General features: G+C 52.1%; 15 protein-coding genes. 1 reads left to right on the plus strand and 14 read right to left on the minus strand.

What is annotated here, in order from left to right:
• Window positions 1–111 precede the first annotated feature (111 nt).
• Window positions 112–2,112, plus strand: a complete 2,001-nt coding sequence (locus tag PGL02S_RS13075) for a S9 family peptidase (RefSeq protein ID WP_036643874.1) — start codon at window positions 112–114, stop codon at window positions 2,110–2,112.
• Between the two features lie 192 nt (window positions 2,113–2,304).
• Here PGL02S_RS13075 and PGL02S_RS13080 read toward each other — a convergent pair whose 3' ends face one another.
• The 14 genes from PGL02S_RS13080 to PGL02S_RS13140 all read right to left on the minus strand — a co-directional run bounded on the left by PGL02S_RS13080 (window position 2,305) and on the right by PGL02S_RS13140 (window position 18,453).
• Complete coding sequence (locus PGL02S_RS13080) at window positions 2,305–3,465, minus strand: N-acetylglucosamine-6-phosphate deacetylase (protein WP_036643876.1); 1,161 nt, start codon at window positions 3,463–3,465, stop codon at window positions 2,305–2,307.
• Window positions 3,466–3,562: 97 nt separating this feature from the next.
• Complete coding sequence (locus PGL02S_RS28175; protein WP_155984656.1) at window positions 3,563–3,715, minus strand: hypothetical protein; 153 nt, start codon at window positions 3,713–3,715, stop codon at window positions 3,563–3,565.
• Window positions 3,716–3,774: 59 nt separating this feature from the next.
• A complete protein-coding gene (locus PGL02S_RS13085) occupies window positions 3,775–4,512 on the minus strand; it encodes a glucosamine-6-phosphate deaminase (RefSeq protein ID WP_036643880.1) in 738 nt (245 codons plus the stop codon).
• A gap of 30 nt (window positions 4,513–4,542) precedes the next feature.
• Entirely contained in the window at window positions 4,543–5,817 is a 1,275-nt protein-coding gene (locus PGL02S_RS13090; protein ID WP_036643882.1) for a Gfo/Idh/MocA family protein, read from the minus strand.
• Window positions 5,810–7,930, minus strand: a complete 2,121-nt coding sequence (locus PGL02S_RS13095) for an alpha/beta hydrolase family protein (protein WP_036643884.1) — start codon at window positions 7,928–7,930, stop codon at window positions 5,810–5,812. Before PGL02S_RS13095 ends, PGL02S_RS13090 begins: the two co-directional genes overlap by 8 nt.
• Complete coding sequence (locus tag PGL02S_RS13100) at window positions 7,927–9,168, minus strand: Gfo/Idh/MocA family protein (RefSeq protein ID WP_036643887.1); 1,242 nt, start codon at window positions 9,166–9,168, stop codon at window positions 7,927–7,929. Before PGL02S_RS13100 ends, PGL02S_RS13095 begins: the two co-directional genes overlap by 4 nt.
• A 16-nt stretch (window positions 9,169–9,184) precedes the next feature.
• Complete coding sequence (locus PGL02S_RS13105) at window positions 9,185–10,015, minus strand: carbohydrate ABC transporter permease (protein ID WP_036643889.1); 831 nt, start codon at window positions 10,013–10,015, stop codon at window positions 9,185–9,187.
• On the minus strand, window positions 10,008–10,889 hold the full coding sequence (locus tag PGL02S_RS13110; protein WP_006207913.1) for a carbohydrate ABC transporter permease: 882 nt from the start codon (window positions 10,887–10,889) through the stop codon (window positions 10,008–10,010). Before PGL02S_RS13110 ends, PGL02S_RS13105 begins: the two co-directional genes overlap by 8 nt.
• A gap of 81 nt (window positions 10,890–10,970) precedes the next feature.
• On the minus strand, window positions 10,971–12,284 hold the full coding sequence (locus PGL02S_RS13115; protein ID WP_036643891.1) for an ABC transporter substrate-binding protein: 1,314 nt from the start codon (window positions 12,282–12,284) through the stop codon (window positions 10,971–10,973).
• Between the two features lie 327 nt (window positions 12,285–12,611).
• Window positions 12,612–13,652 carry a LacI family DNA-binding transcriptional regulator gene (locus PGL02S_RS13120; RefSeq protein ID WP_036643894.1) on the minus strand — a complete coding sequence of 347 codons (1,041 nt, stop codon included), beginning with the start codon at window positions 13,650–13,652 and terminating at the stop codon, window positions 12,612–12,614.
• 194 nt (window positions 13,653–13,846) lie between these two features.
• Complete coding sequence (locus PGL02S_RS13125; RefSeq protein WP_036643896.1) at window positions 13,847–15,223, minus strand: glycoside hydrolase family 5 protein; 1,377 nt, start codon at window positions 15,221–15,223, stop codon at window positions 13,847–13,849.
• A gap of 194 nt (window positions 15,224–15,417) precedes the next feature.
• A complete protein-coding gene (locus PGL02S_RS13130; RefSeq protein ID WP_036643899.1) occupies window positions 15,418–16,638 on the minus strand; it encodes an asparaginase in 1,221 nt (406 codons plus the stop codon).
• Between the two features lie 467 nt (window positions 16,639–17,105).
• Window positions 17,106–17,921: a hypothetical protein gene (locus PGL02S_RS13135; protein ID WP_036643902.1), complete on the minus strand. Its 816-nt coding sequence runs from the start codon at window positions 17,919–17,921 to the stop codon at window positions 17,106–17,108.
• Window positions 17,911–18,453, minus strand: coding sequence for an RNA polymerase sigma factor (locus PGL02S_RS13140; RefSeq protein ID WP_006207907.1), 543 nt, complete (start codon window positions 18,451–18,453; stop codon window positions 17,911–17,913). The genes PGL02S_RS13135 and PGL02S_RS13140 overlap by 11 nt, the downstream gene beginning before the upstream one ends.
• Between the last annotated feature and the right edge of the window lie 12 nt (window positions 18,454–18,465).

Below are 18,465 nucleotides of genomic sequence, written 5' to 3' on the forward strand. Positions count from 1 at the left end.
TAGCATTTGGATTGAAATGTTCACAATCTACCTCTTTCTTTTGTCTAGATTTTCATACCATTATCTGGGATAATAAAGGTTAACTCACAGAGAAGATTAGGAGGATGATTCATGACTGATAAGCGACTTATAACCCCGGAGGATTTGTACCGGATGCACTGGTTAAATGACCCCGTTGTCTCTCCCGCAAGCGGAGCTATAGCATACGTACATAAATCCGTCAGCGAAAAGTTCGACGGCTACCGCTCCCACATTCGTCTGCTGCCTGCAGTTGGAACCCAGGACATTCCCTTCACATCCGGCGAAGCCGATGCTGCACCTGCTTGGTCCCCCAACGGGTCAGAGCTCGCCTTCCTGCGTAAAAAAGGCGACAAGCCACAGATATGGATCATGCCTGCCAACGGAGGGGAAGCCCGCCCGGTTACCGACATGAAGCATGGTGTCAGTGCATTTAAATGGTCACCGGACAGCACGCGCCTTCTGATTCGAAGTGAGGCGGAAGCAGCGGAGTCTACCGAAAGCGAAGACCAAGGCAAAGACGATAAAAATAAGCTGCCCGAAGAAAAGATCATTAACCGCATTAAATATAAAGCCGATGGCGGCGGATTGTGGAATGGACGTAGAAATCATCTATATATCGTGAATCCGGCAACGGAGGAATGCAAGCAAATAACTGATGGCGATTATGACGTATATGCCTTCGCCTGGTCGCCGGATGGCGGCCACATCGCATACAGCAACAGTCTAGCCACGGAGCAGTTCCCGGATCCCGATCTGCGTTTGACCAACGATGTATTCGTGATGGACCTCACGGACATATCCGTAACCGAAATAACGGACGGAACGCTGTCGATCGGGTCCATTGTTTTCACTCCGGATGGGCAGTATGTTCTTATGCTCGCCAGCGATCTCAGCTGCGGGTTTGCCACGCTGACCAAGATTCATCTCGTTCCGCTCTCCGGTGGAGAATCCCGTGTCCTCTTTACGGACATGGATGTTCAGCTAGGGCACGCCGCTGTAAGTGATATGAGATCCGGTGCAGGAACGCCTCCTCTGTTCAGCAAGGACGGTCAATCGGTATACCTCCAGCTTAGCCAGGACGGCGGCGTGCATATCGGACGTTTTGCACTGGACGGCTCATCTTTTGACCTGGTGGTATCGGGTGAACGCGAGGTATATCAATTTGCTTTAACTCCTGAGGATACAATCATTTTTGCCGCTGCTGACCTGCTCCAGCCCGGCGATCTGTTCAGCTACTCTGCAGCCGAGGACAAAGAACGCCGCCTGACCCACTGCAATGAAGAGCTCTGGAATGAGATTACGTTAAGCACGCCGGAGTCCTTTACGTTCCATACCTCCGACGGCTGGCCGATTCAAGGCTGGATCATGAAGCCTGCAGGCTTTACCGAAGGCTCCAAAGTTCCGGCCGTGCTTGAGATTCACGGTGGACCTCAAGCCATGTACGCTCACACGTTCATGCACGAATTCCAGCTGCTTGCTGCAGCCGGTTATGCTGTATTCTATACAAACCCCCGGGGCGGGCACGGGTACGGTCAGGTACACGTTAATACTGTCAGAGGAGATTACGGCGGACGTGACTATCAGGACCTGATGGAAGCTGTGGATTATGTTCTCGATACCTACACATATATTGATGCCTCCCGTCTTGGTGTCACCGGCGGCAGCTACGGCGGCTTCATGACCAACTGGATCGTGGGTCATACCGACCGCTTCCAAGCGGCAGTAACCCAACGTTCAATATCGAACTGGATTTCCTTCTACGGGGTCAGCGATATCGGTTACTCATTCACGCAGGATCAGATTTGGGGCAATCCGTGGGATGACCTGGAGAAGCTGTGGAAGCATTCACCTCTCGCTTACGTGAAGGATATGAACACCCCGCTCCTCATCCTTCATGGAGAACAGGATCTCCGCTGCCCGATCGAGCAGGGCGAACAGCTGTTCATCGCCTTGAAGCGGCTCAGGCGGGAAACCCAGCTGATCCGCTTCCCGGGAGCGGACCACAACTTGTCCCGTAGCGGCCACCCGCATCTGCGGGTAAAACGCTTGAGCCATATTGTCCGCTGGTTCGAAGAACATATCGAAAAATAGAACAAAGCCAAAAAACATCCCCGTGTGTGTCGCGCCACATCGGGGATTTTTTATGGCTGTTCGGCTGGGCGAAGGAGCGCGGCTGATCTGTAGAGCCTGCGAGCGCGGCGGTTCGCGCTCATACTTTACACTCACACCCCGACGGAAAGTGAAATACTTCCCACGCTCCCCCTCTCGTTCACCATCCCGACATCAAACAGATCTATACACCGTCTCACCTGCAACTACGGTCTCCCGAACAGACATATTCGTCCCGTCCGCATAGCAATCGAACAGTGTCAGGTTCGCCGGACGACCAATGTCCAGCTCGCCTAATTGCGGCACATTCAACACCATTGCCGGGCGGCTTGTGACCGCGCTTATCGCTTCCGCCAGCGTCATGTCCGTATAGCGAATCGCATTCGCAATACCGACGTCCAGGGAAGAAGCGGAACCGGCCAGTATCGCCGGATTCTCTACCGTATGCAGGCGGCCGTCTGCCGTCAGTTCCACTGCGCCTCCGATGAGGCTGCTGTACTGTCCGGGGGCCATGCCGCCGAACATGACGGCATCGCTAACGAGCACTGCTTTCTCCCGTTTAGCCCGCAGCATGGCTTTCAGCACGGACGGTGCCAGATGGTGTGTATCCGGGATAAAGGTTGCCCATAACCGGTCATCAGCCAGCTGTTGCCAAATATAGTTGGGGTGCCGCGGCAGAATCGGCTGTGAGCCGTTCCCCAGATGGGTCGACACCGTCGCCCCTGCCTGCACCGCTTGCTCGATCTGCTCCCCGGTAGCCATCGTATGCCCGATCGCTGCCACAACGCCTGATTTAACCAGTTTCTCAATAAAAGGAACCGCCCCCTCACGCTCCGGCGCAAGTGTTACCATCCGAATTAGCCCGTCCGCCGCATCCTGGAGCCGCTGAAACTCATCCCAATCCGAATTTCGGACGTACTCTCTCGGATGCGCCCCACGACTGCCGTCTTCACCGGATAGATAAGGTCCCTCCATATGAATGCCTGCAATTGAGGCACTTCCCAAATGCCTGGATTGGACATATTGGGATAAAGCGGTGAATGCCTGACGCATCCGGTCGTAACTCCCTGTAATGACGGTTGGCAAATAGGAAGCAACGCCCCGGCGATGCAGCGCCAGCGTCACGCCTTCGATATCACTCCTCGATGTCACGGTGCCGTTCAAATCGTAGCCGCCAAAACCATTGACCTGCAAATCGATCCAGCCGCAGCTGATCCAGGGCAGCTTCGCCGATGTCTCATGCTGACCCAACGGCCGCACATCCGCGATTCGTCCATCTAACGCCTCTATTTCTACCAGTGCCCCGGTGTGCGGGAGCTTACCTCGCCACAACATAGGCGTCCCCCTAACTGTTCTATACTTGTTCTTCGCATAAATGAACTCGATATCTGTGCAAGTTCATTAAATTACACAATTACCCTCACAGGTTTGTTCATATGACGCTTTCCCAGGCAGCGGAAGCGGTGATCATGGCTTCATCGACATGCTCCTCCGCTCCAGACAGAGAACAGATGAGCATAACTTTCGGTTCACCCGCTTTGCGCGCTCTTTTCATGCTGCCGAGCACACCGGATGGTTTACACACTCGTATAACGGAATCAGCAGCTCTGCACGCATTACACCAGCATCCCTAAATCTGAATAATTAAGCCCACTGATAAATCGGCGCTGCCGATGCTTTATCCAGATACAGCATCCAGCTTGGATGGGTCTTCAAGATTGTGGCGGGCACCTGGTTATCTACTCCGCCTTTAATGGTATTTAGAATAGCTGCCGCCTTTGCCTGATGAGGCACAACCGATACGATATGGCGGCTCTTCAAAATCTGTTTGACCGTCATCGTAATCGCTTGCTGAGGCACTTTCTCATTCGATGCAAACCAGCCCTCCCTAACCTGCTGGTTCTTACACGTATCGCTCAGGTTCACGATTGTATAAGGCGACTCGTTATCAAAATCAGCCGGCGGATCATTAAAGGCAATATGCGCATTTTCTCCGATTCCAATCAAGGCCAGATCCACAGGCGCTTTCACAATTTCCTCATTCAACCGCTTCACCATGTCCTCAGGATCGCCTTCGCCGTTAATCAGCCATGCCTTGCCGACATTCGCGTAGGCCAGAAAGCGTTCCTTCAAATATTTACGGAAGCTCGCGGGGTGAGATTCCGACAGTGCGATATATTCATCCAAATGGAACATCTCGATCTTATTCCATTCCATATCCAGCTTCACAAAATGCGACAAAAACTCAAACTGTGACGCGCCTGTTGACAGGACGATGCGCGCACTTCCTTTTTCCGCGATCGTATCGCGAAGAATGGCCTCGCAAGCGCGGGCTGCCTCTAAACCTGCTTGCTCCGCATGCTCCAATATGTTCAACTGCATAATGATAATTCCTCCTTGTTGTACAGAAATTCAAGCCAGAGCGCCGCTATGCAAAAATTCCTCCAGCCTCACCATGCGCTTCTCTACGCGGGAACGCTCGGCGGCAAACGCCATCAGGTGGCTCTGTATCGACGCCTTGGCCGAAGTGAAGCTGTCATGCTGGCCCTGGGACCCCACCGACTTCACAAAATCCTGGATCAAGCGCATATCCCCGCCGCCATGGCCTACATGGCCTTCCGGATCGACGAGTTGAATCACTTCCGACTTGCCGCTGCCAAAGCGGCGGATCTCGATTTCATTGGTCTCCATCGTGGCCCGAATCTCGCCTTCGGTACCCATAAGCTTGATCGTGCGGTTGCATTTTTCCGTGAATGCACTCATCGTGAACACGGCCGTAATGTCATGCTCGAACTCCATGCTGACCACCTGATGGTCCACGACATCGTTATCGCAATGATAGACGCACCGGCCAAAAGGCCCCTCCAGCATCGCTTGGTAACGGGCCTCATAACTTGGATCGTTGCTTGCCGCCTCGCCCTTCCAGCCTGCGTTCTCGATCAGATAGGTGTTCGGCGCATAATACTGGCATTCATGCGACACCGGACATCCGTCCAGGCAGCGCTTCGGCGCGCCGGGCGGAGCGGATTCCGGGCGAAAATGAGACAGATGGCCATAGGATGCCACACTCAGGCATTGGCCTCCGGCCAGCCATTGCATGATGTCGAGATCATGACAGGATTTCGCCAGAATCATCGGGCTGGAGGACTCGGTGTTATTGAAATATCCACGCACGTACGAGTGCGCCTGATGCCAGTAGCCGACGTTCTCATTATGCTGGATCGACATCAAACGGCCGATCCGTCCTTCATCGAGCAGCCGCTTAAGCTCCTGGAAAAAGGGGGCGTACCGAAGAACATGGCAGATCGTGAGCGTACGGTCATAGGCTTCCGCCTGCCGGCCCATATCGATGCATTCCTGCCATTCCGGCGACATCGGCTTCTCCAGCAGCACATGGTATCCCGCCGCCAACGCCTTCATGGTCGGCTCATAATGATCCCGATCCCTTGTGCAGATAAAGACGGCATCCGATTGCCGCGGCCTTGCAAACAGCTCATCCCAGCTCGTAAAGCATCGCTCATCGGCCAGCCCGAACTTGGCCTGGCAGCGGCTTCGCCGCACCTCATCCGGATCGGCAACCGCCACAATCCGCATCTCATCCGGCCGCTGGAGAGCATAACTGCTATAGATCATGCCCCGGAGTCCGGCTCCGATCAGTGTGACGGTCAGTGGTTTTGATTTACTCATGTCCTTCCACTTCCTTTCTCTCTCGTTGCCCGCGGTCATCGCCCTGCGGTTCGTTCAGATCGGGAAGATCAAGCACCTTCAACATGCCGGGAAACACAACGCTCATCGCTCCCTCTTCCTCAAGCTGCCGTGCACTGGCCAACTTCGAGATGCTGCTCAAAGAGTCAACGGCCTTAACCTGTCCAATCCCCGGATCGATCACAGCCGCAAGCTGCACGTAAAGCCCTTCCCGTCCCACGGCATAGAACGGGATGACTCCTCCCTGCCATTCATCAAAGTGCGAGACGGCTTCCACACATCGAAGTACATCGAACGTGCGCAGTGCGGCCAGGCTATCCCCGAGCCAGATCAGATCATCGGCCAGCTTATGCAGCACCCCGAAATAGGAATGTGCAGGCTTTCCGTATATCGGATAAGGCTCATGAGGACCGACCCCGGACGTATTCAGCACCAGTACAGCGCAGCCGGATCGACACGTCTCCTGAATCCATTCCCAGTGCTCCTTCAATCGGCGGGTCCCTCCCCGCCAAACAGCAACGGTCAACGGCTGCTTTCGTCCGGTTGAATCCCCGACAAGTCGGAATACATAACCGCTGTTCATGATGCCTTCCTGCGACCACCACAGACGGTAATCGACCTCAAGACCCTCCACCACGCCTAGCCGGATCACGCGCGGATTCAATTCGCAAGGCTTGCGGAAAGCGTAGATCCTCTCCTGCAGCCACTTCCTTGCTTGATCCTGTCTTTGCTGCGTGGGCAGCAAGGACCGCGCCTGGGCCAGTCGATCGCAGCGATCCTCATTGAAATCCCTGATCGATCTTGCATCCGCATAATCCCGGTACACCTGACCGCTGGAGCAGCACCACAGATTTTCCGGCGGCAATGCCTCTATCTTCATTTCATAAGCTGCATTCACCCTCACCTGAAGATGCTGAACAAAAAATGCTGCCGCGGCCTCTGCCAATCGGTCCGTATAGCGATGCGTGGAGGCATCGGTCACAAGCTGCACATGGTCTGGGTGACCCAGCAGCTCCCAGAAACGCCGGCTGCGATCAACGGTACGCCGCGTACCTTCAATCGGGAAGAAATCATATTCCACCGCCAGCACAAGCAGCGGCTTCGGCGCAAAGGCGATGAGCAGATCCTCATGGTCATAACCAAGTCTGGTTAATCCCGGCCATACCTGCTCGGCATCCTGCACGCCCCCGGCATGCATATACAGCTGCCGGTTCATGATGAAGGTGGCGGGAGCTGCCGCCGCAATGCGTTCATCGCAGACCATCATCATGGCCGTCTGGGTTCCGCCGCCGGAGTTTCCCGTTATGCCAATCCTTGCCTCATCCACCTCAGGCCGCTCGCACAAATAATCCACGGCCCGCATGGCATCATGAACGAAATAGCGTGCAATGCTGTCTCCGAGCCAGTGACACTGAAACCCGCATTGCTGATGCTCTTGCGTGCCCCAAATGCGGCTCCCTTCCTTCTCCTCCGAGTTACAGAAGCTAAGGCGCTCTCCCTGTCCTATCGGATCGATAGCCATCACAATCAGGCCCGCCCGGACAAATTGCTGGATGACACGCTGATAATAAGCGTTGTGCTTGCCTTCGAACTCGTGACCGCTCAGGAAGAGGACGGCCGCGGACCGCTCCTCCCGATGATCGGGCAGGTACAGATTCGAGGTGACATAATATCCCGGACTGGACTCAAACACGACTTTCTCTACCTGAAAGCCAGCCCCACGAGTCACACCGGTCGTGCGCCCCTTAAGGAAGGGATCCGATCTGACACCTGACGCTTCACCGAACCCCCTCGCCGTCCGGATCGAACGTCCCTTAAGCGGAGCGCTGTCAAGCGATTTATCCTCCCCGGCTGTCGGCCCTTCCTCCGTTTCCGGATTCGCAGAGACATCGGGGAGCCCGCCGATGGACCTCAGGAAAGCCTCCCTGATCTCCACCTGTCGCACTCTTGCCGCCTCGGGCGTGACGATGGCATCCCGCATGGCGTCCCCGACTGCAAATGCAGCATCGGAGCGGTCAAATACATGCGTCTTCAACTGATCCCGTGTGTCATATAAAGTACAGATATACTGCTCCAGTTCCTGCACGCTGTTCATCTTAACGAGCTCCCATTAACGAAATTCGGTGATATATCCGGGAGCGTAAAGGCCCTGCCTTCGGCAATGGAGCGGTTGGCCGTAGCGCCGATCAGAAGGGATTCCGCGCCTACCGAGCTATCCGCTTGCTGCCCCAGCGGGTCGTCAATTCCCCCTTCAAACAGCGCCTTGCGCAGCTTCGCATCACCGCCGCCATGACCGGCGGCCGAGGTATTAACCTCAACAACCTCCTCGGAGCCATCGGTTCGGTAAATATGAATCCTGCTTGCTTCCCCTTGCTTCATATCTGCATTACTGTATATATTTGAGACTTCAATTCGCCCTTTACTGCCGTTAATTGCGGCGCGCCACCCCTCATACGGGCTGTATGCGACCAGGGAATAGGTAAGCATCGCATCATTGTCATACCGGACGTTGACCGACATCGTATCGTAAATATCGATCCGACTGTCAAACAGGCAGCGGTCCCGAATATATCCGTCCTCTTCTTCAGCCTGATGATAGTATTGTTCAATGAACGGGTCCTTCTCGATATCCATATAGAACTCGCAATCGGCTTTCCGGTGACAGGTCAGACACCTTGCTCCATGCTCCTGCCGATCGTCACCATACACCCGTCTCGTTCCGAAGGCATGCACTTCCGCGGGACGGCTGTCCATCCACCAGTTCATGATGTCAAAGTGATGCGTAGACTTGTGCACCAGCAGTCCGCCGCTGTTCTTCATCTCGGCATGCCATCTGCGGAAGTAATCCGCTCCATGCCTTCGGTCCAGAAACCACTCCAGATCCATGTGGTAGATCTCGCCGATAACCCCTTGAAGCAGCAGTTCCTTCACGGCTGCAAAATATGGCGCAAACCGCAGGTTGAAGGTGACCGTCACCTTCTTGCCACTCGCCTGCTCCGCTTGCAGGATCTCACGGCATTTGTCTTCATCAATCGTCATCGGCTTCTCGCTAATAACATCACACCCGGCGATCAAAGCTTGCACGATATAGGTGTGGTGTGTATAATCCGTACTCGCCACGATGACCACATCCGGCTTCACAGCCGCGATCATCTCGTGGAAATCCTCATATACGGGAATTCCTCCGCACTCCTCGCTAAGAAAGCGCGCCCGCAGCGGATTGGCATCATATACGCCTTCAAAGGCAGCGAGGTGACTCCAGTCCGTTACCATCGGCTTAGCAAACATATACAGCGCTCTGGATCCAGCGCCGACCAGCACATACTTCTTCATGTCGTAAGTCCCTCCTTCAGCCCTTCATCCCTGTCGAAGCGATACCCTGAACAAATTGCTTCTGCGCGAACAGATAAACCATGACGACCGGCAGTGTCGTAATGACGGCCCCTGCCATCAGCAGCGCTTGGTTGACATTCTCCGATTTCAGGTAGAGCAAGCCGAGCGGCAATGTATATAATTCCTTGTCTTGCAAGTAAATCAAGGGTCCCAGCGTGTTGTTCCACGCGCCCATGAAGGTGAATACCCCCAGCGCAGCCAGTGCCGGCTTGCACAGCGGCAGATAGATTTTGAAGAATATGCCCGGTGGGCTGCAGCCATCAATCGTAGCCGACTCGTACAGCTCTTTAGGCAAGGACTTGATGAACTGATGCATCAGGAAAATACCGAACGCCCCGCCCAGGAAGCTGGGCACGATCAAAGGGTAATACGAGTTCAATGCGCCAAATTCTTTCCATATGAAATAGGTTGGAATCATCGTCACTTGAGACGGTATCATCAAGGTTGCCAGCATGATCATATAGATAAGACCCCGCAGACGGAAGGTGAACATCGCAAGGCCAAAGGCCACAAATGCGCTGGAGACCAAGGAACCCACCATCTCGATCGAAACGATGAAAAAACTGTTCATGGTGTAACGACCGAAGTCGATTTTGTTCCATATCGTCACATAGTTATCCCAATTCATCGGATTCGGAATTAACTGCGGCGGCATCTGTGAAATGGCGCCTACCGTTTTCAGCGACGTGGACAACATCCATATGAACGGGAACACCATGAACACCGAACCAACGATCAGCAGCAGGTACATAAGCACCTTAAGTAAGGGGTGAGTGGTCTTAGTCATAGTGCACCCACTTCTTCTCGAAATACTTCTGGAACAGGGTGAAGACTAGAATGATGACAAACAGCAGCCACGCCGTGGCGGATGCAGGGCCCATTTTGAAGAGCAGGAACGCATCCCGGTACACCAGCAGATTCGGAACCATATTCCGTTCCGGGATCCCCGTGGTGATGGAACCGAACAAACCGAGGAACACATCAAATGCCTGAAACGCCGATATGGTCGACAGAATCATCACGAGATACACCATCGGCGTTACCATCGGGAACACAACCTTCGTCAGCTGCTTCCAGCCATTGGCGCCGTCGATTTGCGAGGCTTCCAGCACCTCTTTCGGAACATTTTGCATGCCTGCCAGAATCATGATCATGGATTGACCTACGCCCTTCCAGACCTGAACGATCGCGATGCTGGAGATCACCATCAGCCAATTGCTGCTATCAATCCATTTCACAGGGTCGAGCCCCATGGATTCCAGCGCCCAGTTGATGACACCGTATTGGTAGTTGAACATCCATACCCATACCACGCCGCCGGCGATCCACGGGGTTACGACGGGCAGGAAGTAGAACAGACGGAACAATCCCTTGGCCCGAATGGCCTGATTCAGCATAAAGGCGATCACAAACGCCATGATCGTCTGAATCGGTACGAAGATGAGCGCAAACACAAATACATTTCGGATGGACACCCAGAACTCATGCTTGTTCAAGACGCGAACCCAGTTGTCCAGCCCGATCCATCTCGGTGCGTTAAACAAATCCCACTCCGTGAAGGAAATATACGTGGAGAACACAATCGGAAATAAGAGGAATACCACGACGTTAACAACAAACGGCAATGTGAATATATAGCCCCAGTATCCTTGTTTCTGCATGACACACCTACCTTTCGATAGCGGGAAAAGAGGTGCAATCCGCTACATCGTCAAGACTGCACCCGCTCTGATCCCATGAAGCTATTTACTGGAGTCCAGCACTTCCTGAACCTTGGTATGAATATCTTTCACGCCGTCCTCAACCGAAACATTGCCTACCATGATCTCATTGACCACCTGCTGCACCAGAATGCGCCATTCGCTCCAGGTAGCATTCTCGTCCAAGGTAACGCCGCCTTCATCAATGCCGTCCGTGAAAGCTGCTTTGTTCAGCGGTTTCGTTGTACTGTCCTTCAATTGATCCAACGCCGACTTCTTCACGGGCAATGTGGAACCCGTCTTGACGATCATGTCCTGTACTTCGTCGCTGAGGTAATATTTCAGGAACTCCCAGGCAGCATCCTTGGATTCCTGCTTCGCTCTGGAGGAGACAAGCCAGGTGTTGGCTACCATCGGAACATAACGCTTGCCGTCAACGCCTTTCGGAATTTTGACAACATCCCAGTTCGTATCCGCAAAGCTCTCGTTCATATTCACCTGCAGGCTGTATTGGAGGAAATACATCGCCGCCTTGCCGCTTGCAAATACTTCGAGCTCGCCGCCGTTCGCTTTCAGAAAGTCGATGTCCGCAAAATATCCCTGGTCCAGCCCATCATACAGCTGCTGCAGCCCGGTTGCAGTCTTGGGGTCGTCAAACCGCGATTTCGTCAAGGTATCATCCAGTGCGGATCCGCCTGCCTGCTTGATCCAAGGGAACCATCCGTTGGTTATGGAGAACGATCCGATAAATCCGAATTGACTCGTTCTGTCTCCTTCCTTGACCGTCAGTGCCTTGGAGGCTTCGATCAGATCGTTATAGGTCCAGTCATCCGTCGGCACCGCGACGCCAGCTTTCTCGAAAACATCCTGGTTATACGCGAGTGCAATCGGATTAATGCCATGAGGCACACCCCAGACCTTGCCGTCGGGTGCCTTGGCCGAGAACAAACCGTCGATATATTCGTCTGCCTTCAGATCCGCTTCAATGTAGGAGGATAGATCCTCTGCTACACCGCGCTGTCCGTAGCTAAGTATGGTAGCGTTCTCTTGGAACCAGACATCCGGCATCGTGTTGCCTGCGATTTGTGTGGCGATCTTGGATGTGAAGTCCCCCCACGGCGCTTCTTGAATTTCAACCTTAATGTGCGGATGGGAGGTTATAAATCCATCGATAATTTCCTTGCTCGTCACCTCGTAGCTTCCAGGCAGCCCAATCTTCAGGGTCACTTTCTCTTTATTGTCTGTTGATTGATCAGGTGATGCCTCCCCATCGGTTGACCCGCCGGATGAGGAGCATGCGCTGAAAATCATCATAAACGCCAGCATCAGGGAGATTGCACTAAACTTCTTCGACATTGAAAACCCTCCTTTTTTTGTTTAAAAATAGGATTGCGTGTTTTCTGCTCCAGCTCATTCCAAATGTTTTAAAATTTATAGTAATCGATTTCTGTACCGAGTATAGCATGGAAGCCCTTTCTTGAATAGAGTTTTCTATTATCTAAATAATGATTTTTATTTCACAAGTCCGATTTCAGGCTTTGTATAAGGTATTACGAGGTTTATTAGGCATAGTTTTCCACATGTTATTACTGAATGGGATCAAGTCATTTTTCAGTAATCGATATCTTTTTAACGCAAAAAATAAAGCCCGAGCAATACCTGCTCAGGCTTTATTCCGCTGCATCATTTCCCCTCGCCCCGGATATCCCGGATCGACTTTCTCTCCAGCAGCTTAGGTTGAAGCATCACGTCAAACATCGGGCTGTCATCGCCCTGCATCATATCCAGCAGCATTTTGCAGGCCATCTTCCCCATCTCATAATCAGGCTGCTTAATCGTCGTGAGCGGCGGATGAATCATCTGTCCCACGTCGATGCCGTCAAACCCCATAACCGAAACCTGCTCCGGCACCTGAATATCGCGCCGGGACAGCTCGTTGATCACACCGAAGGCCATCATGTCATTGCATGCAAAAATCGCCGTCGGCTGCGGCGAGTGCTCCAGCAATTTCTGCGTCAGCTGCTTGCCGGTATCGAATTCGGTGATGGCATTGTACACTTCCTCAGTCTGAGACTCGACCACCAGCGGCTTCAAACCCGCGTCCTTCATGGCCGACATGTAACCCTGGTGAATGCTTCGGCGGCTTGGACGATCCAGCTTGGAAGTAACATAACCAATGCGTTCATGCCCCTTCTCCTGCAGATGCTTGGTCGCCAGGTAGCCTGCTTTATGGTAGTCGAACTCAATCTGATTGACGTTGTCCTCATCGATCTTCTGGTCAATTGCGATGACATTCAAGCCAAGCTTCATCAATTGTGTCAGTTGACTCTTGTCCTTGGAAATCGAGGAGATAATCAAGCCCTTGACCTGCTTCTCCATGATCGTCCTTAAATATTCATCCTCCAGCGCAGGATCTTGCAGGGAATTGCACACGATAACGGTAAAGTTATTCTGCCGGGCTACCTCTTCGATCCCGAAAATGACGGAAGAATAAAACGGATTCACAATAGAAGGAATGATGACTCCGATCGTATTGCTGCTATTCTTCTTCAGCTGTTTACCCAGCATATTCGGGATATAATTGGATTCCTTCGCGATTTGCTGGATACGCTCCTTAAGCTCCTTGCTGACAGGATAGCTGCTGTTGCTCAACACGCGTGAAACCGTCGCCGAAGAAACGTTTGCCATCTTGGCTATATCATGTATCGTGGTCGGCTTCTTCATAGTATCCCTCACTTGTAGTAATCGTTTACTATAGTAAAGTATACAAATAGCTGACATAGAAAGCAATAGAAGCTGGAGGACTTTCGTTTGCCCATCAACTTACTCAGCCAAGCGGCAGCAGACTGATAAATTGAAATGGCGGCACAAGGATTACCCTGAGCACCGCCATTTCTCTATTTAACATTTTTCGGCAACTACTGCTTATCAAGTCCCTCTTTCAGAGCATCCCACATCGGACTGTCGATCTCTATTCGAGGCGGCTGCTCTCCCTTTTCAATTGCCTCCCAGTACTTCCAATTCGGCTTTTTATCTCCCATCTCGTAATCCATCCCGTCCCAAGTGTCTTCTCTGAATGCGTAGAACGCCCAATGCCAGCCATATTCGTTAAATATGGATATCAAATCGGCTAGATATTGATCTGCTCCGGTTACCATCCGGTTAATCCCGAACTCCTCGGCAATAATCCGATTGGCAGGAACGTTATGTTCAGCCGCCCATTTGGCAACGGGCTCCAGAAATTGTTTTAAAGTTTCTTTGTTGAACTCCTTTTCTGTTTGCTGTTCTCCAACCTTCACTTTTCCCGGATATTCAATTGCAAGGCCCTTTTTCTTGTTCTGACTTGTCAGTTCATAAGGCTCATACATATGGAAAGCGTATAACACGTTATCATCCTGCACCGGCTTCAAATATTGGAATGCCCACGGCGTGGCATATAGGCCCGAGTTCAAAATAATGGGTGTATCGGAATCCACCGTTCGAATGGCCTTGACGATAGTATCGTACAGCTTATTCAAGTCTGCGGCTGTGCCCTCAACCCCCTTATACCATTCGGCATCATCCTCAGTCCAGAAATCGTGAAAGCCCGTCGCCGTTTCGGGATGCGGTTCGTTGATCAGATTGTAACCAATCACCGCCGGGTGATCCTTCAATCGGCTTGCAAGATCCCTCCAGAAAAGCGCTGCTTGTTCATGATAAGTTTCATCTTCCCATATCCGATCATCGTTCTTCTTGTTATTAAACTGCCTCCAGCGGTCTCCCGGAAGACTGAGGACAGTCAGCACTACTTTGGAGCCGCGAGCTTCAGCCGCATCCAGATCGCCCTTTAATTTAGCAAAATCCTCCTCCACCAAGCCTTCATACTGATCTGCATTCCCGATAAGGAAGTCACGGTTCGGCTTCGAGTCCGACTGGTCATTAAACAGAAAATCACGGTCCTTGGCCCATTTGTCCGAGGCAAGCCGAATAAACTCGATATAACGTTCCTTGGCGGCTTCGTAATTCTCCGGCAGCGATTCGGAGTTCATAAAGTTTGTCCCTTTGCGCTGCTGGTTCCAAAATGTAATTTTGCCCTTGGGCTCCTCTTGTATTTGCCCAGATCCATTCTCCCCATTTACCGGGGGCTTGGTGTTAGGAGCGGGTTCACCGCATCCGGCTACGAGCATTACAATGGATGCCAGGAGGAGCAGCCGGGAGGCTCTCCAGCGCCTCTTCACCCGGTGCCTTACCGCACTTTGGGAACTAACGCGTTGCGAAATACCTCCTGCGTTTCTTTTTTTGAATTGTATTTTCATATCATCACCTCAGAACCTACTCTAACCCCGGTTTGTTACACGAATGTGACAATCCATCATGCCCATTGGTCTTACTGCTGCTGTCTGCATGCACAAAAAAAGACCGCCAGGGTATCCCTGGCGGCAAAATAAATGGTGGAGGAAGGAACTTCATCGTTCAGTAGGAATAAGGAGTAGCTAAAAAATGAATGAGATTACACTTCAGGCGTTCCGTAAGTTGCGAACCAGCCTTTGATGGTATTGAAATCATCTGTAAAGGACAGGGAGAGCTGCAGCAGCACACGCGCTTGTTGAGGACTCAGGTTGTCACCTGAAATGATGCCTTCCCCGCCGCCGTATACACTACCGGAGCCTGTCCGGGTCGTTGTTACGAAAACCACCCCCTTCTCGATCGCTTCTTTACGAGCTGCACTCATCTCTCTCGAGATACCGCCTGCGCCGGTACCGGAAGTGACGATGCCTTTTGCTCCGTCGGCAACAAAGCCTTTAATCGCGCCGCCGCCAGCTTCCTGATAGGAAACCGCAATCTCAACCTTCGCCAAATCCGCTTTCGTGATTTTGCTCAGGTCAAATACCGGCTTCCCTTCTCCCTCTGCTTTCATTGCACGAAGCGGGGCACGATATATCCGGATATTCTCATCGTCGATATATCCGACTGCGCCGAGCATCGGCGTTTCGAAAGTGTCGGTACGGTAGTCATTGGTTTTGGTTACGCCGCGCGCCAGATGGATCGTATCATTCAGCATGAGCACGGTACCGAAGGATTCTGTGCGGCCGCTTCCGGCAAGCTTGATGGCATTGTACAGGTTCGCTTGGGCATCGGAACCGATAACCGTCCAAGGTCTCATGGAGCCTGTAATCACCACAGGCTTATCGCTTTGCACGGTCAGATCAAGGAAGTACGCAATCTCTTCCATCGTATCTGTTCCCGTTGTGACAACAACGCTGTCATACACCTTCAGGGCTTGGTCGACGGTCTGGGATAGATCATACAAATCCGCCATCGTATAGGCGCTGGATCCGGAGTTGCCGAACTGGAGAGTGCTGATATCCGCAATCTTGTCCGTGTTCGGGAGTTCACCCACCATGTCTTCAATCTTCAGCGTACCCGCCCGGTAAGATTGGAAGCTGGTGGCATCTGTCGATTGGCCTGCCAATGTCCCGCCTGTCGCAACTACCAGAACGTTAGGTTTCGCCGACTGCTTGGAAGCTTGCGATAATGGAGGAACCGTCGTATTTCTCCCAGGCGCTGCAGGGGTCTGTGCAGGGGCTGGCGTACTAACCGTTCCCTTGACTTCCGTCACCGCAGCAGCGTGCGCCGCATAACTTCCAATCGGGGATAAGGAAATAACAAAAGCAGTTAATGCAGCGGTACTCCAGACGGCTATGGGACGTTTTGTCTTTGGTTTCATCATTGCACTCTCCTTCGATGTAAGGTTATGTCATATTACCTGACTCAATAATATGTATTCGTTAGCGTTATTCTATTTAATGTTAGTTAATATAACAAAATTGACATGTAATAGAAAAAGCGTTTACAAATAGAGATATGAAACGATATTCTTACCTTTTTAGCCATTTTCAACAAATTGAAAATATTAAATTCCAAGATTCGGGAGGGCTTCTATTTATATATAAACCTTATTAACATAAAGTGATGTAGTTGTCATTGAATAAAAAAAGATAGCCCACACCATCCGGTTGGACTATCCTTTTGCAACTCACTCTTTATCCATGTTAATCCGACAACATCGCAGGTTTGCTTCATTCAGCGAATACGCTTCGGCCTCAATCTGCCAAAGGCGGTTTCATTGCTGCATCCCCCCATAACAAGTGCTGACACTGACGCTATCAACATCATTCTAATTTTATTCATAAATCCTTACTCTTTATCGTCCTTTGTATTTGTATTCGAGGTAATATGGAACTCTTCCATCATGTTCCGGAAACGTACGCCGAAGCCTTCCGAGGCCTCCAGGAAATACTGCTGCTTCACAACAAAGCTGCCGCCCTGCCCGTTATCAAAAACATAATACCGCACTACCGGATCGTCCCACTCTTTACCGCCGGTTCCGCCAACGGCACGCACTTCCCAGCCTTGAACCGGTTCCTCGACCAGATTCGACTCTACCTTCGGATAGTCTTGCAGCTCACCCTGGATTCGCTCCGCTGCAGCTTTAGGGTCGATGCCCTCCTGCGAGATTTCCATGAACACTTCCGGATAGCGGTCATCCGTCGGCTTCTCCTTCAATTCAATGCGGTCAACGTCCGCTCCATGAACCATCTTAAACCGGCTCTCATCTATATAAATCACGTAATCCGCACCCTCATGCAAGGAATCCACACTTGTTTCCGGCATCCCTTCAAGCTCCTGCTCCACCGTTTTCTCTGGAGCAAACCATTCCTTCACCTGATCGATAAAAGCCTGGACAGGCACCGTCTGAAAGCTGACGGCAAACACGATCGCTGCTGCGGCTGCGGTTCCCACGATCCAGCCGGCAGCTCTTCGCCGAGGCCGGCGCCTTACCTTCGATTCGCGCGGAGTGAATGGCGCTTCGGATTCGGCCTTTTGCGGCGCAGGCTCACTATGAATACGCTCTTTAATCGACGTCCATATCTCATCTTTATATTGCATCGCATCATCCGTACCCTTCTCTAAGCTGTCTTTAAGCTGTTTATCCAATGGATCACGTCCCATGCTGATTCCCTCCCCTTTTTTGCAGCATCCATTCCTTTAACTTCTTTCTTGCTCTGAACAATCTGGATTTCACCGTGTTGACGTTCAGCTCCATCATGTCGGCAATATCCTTCTCGGCAAAATCATTCAAATATTTCAGAATCACCGGGATCCGATGCTCGTCATCAAGCCGCTGTACCATCTCGTATACCTCACCATGCCGGTCGAAATCGTAGGTGTCGGTTTCCGAAGGAAGATCCCGCTCCTCCGAAATCTCGGAGGGCACCATCCTCGAATGTTTCTTCAAATACCGGTTGCACTCGTTATAGAGAATCCGGTTGAACCACGGATCGAAGGGCCTGCTCAAATCATAGGACCCCAGATTGCGGTAAACCCGGATAAAGGTTTCCTGGACCACATCGGCAGCGCTTGCCGCACTTCCGGTTACCGCCGTTGCCGTGCGAATCGCCCGATCCGCATATAACCGGTACAGCTCTTCAAAACCTTCATCGCTGTATTCTGTTTTTAGTCGTTGTATAAGGTCGTGTACCAAACCGTGTTTCCC

The sequence above is a fragment of the Paenibacillus glucanolyticus NBRC 15330 genome (assembly GCF_004000885.1).
Classification (GTDB): domain Bacteria; phylum Bacillota; class Bacilli; order Paenibacillales; family Paenibacillaceae; genus Paenibacillus_AQ; species Paenibacillus_AQ glucanolyticus.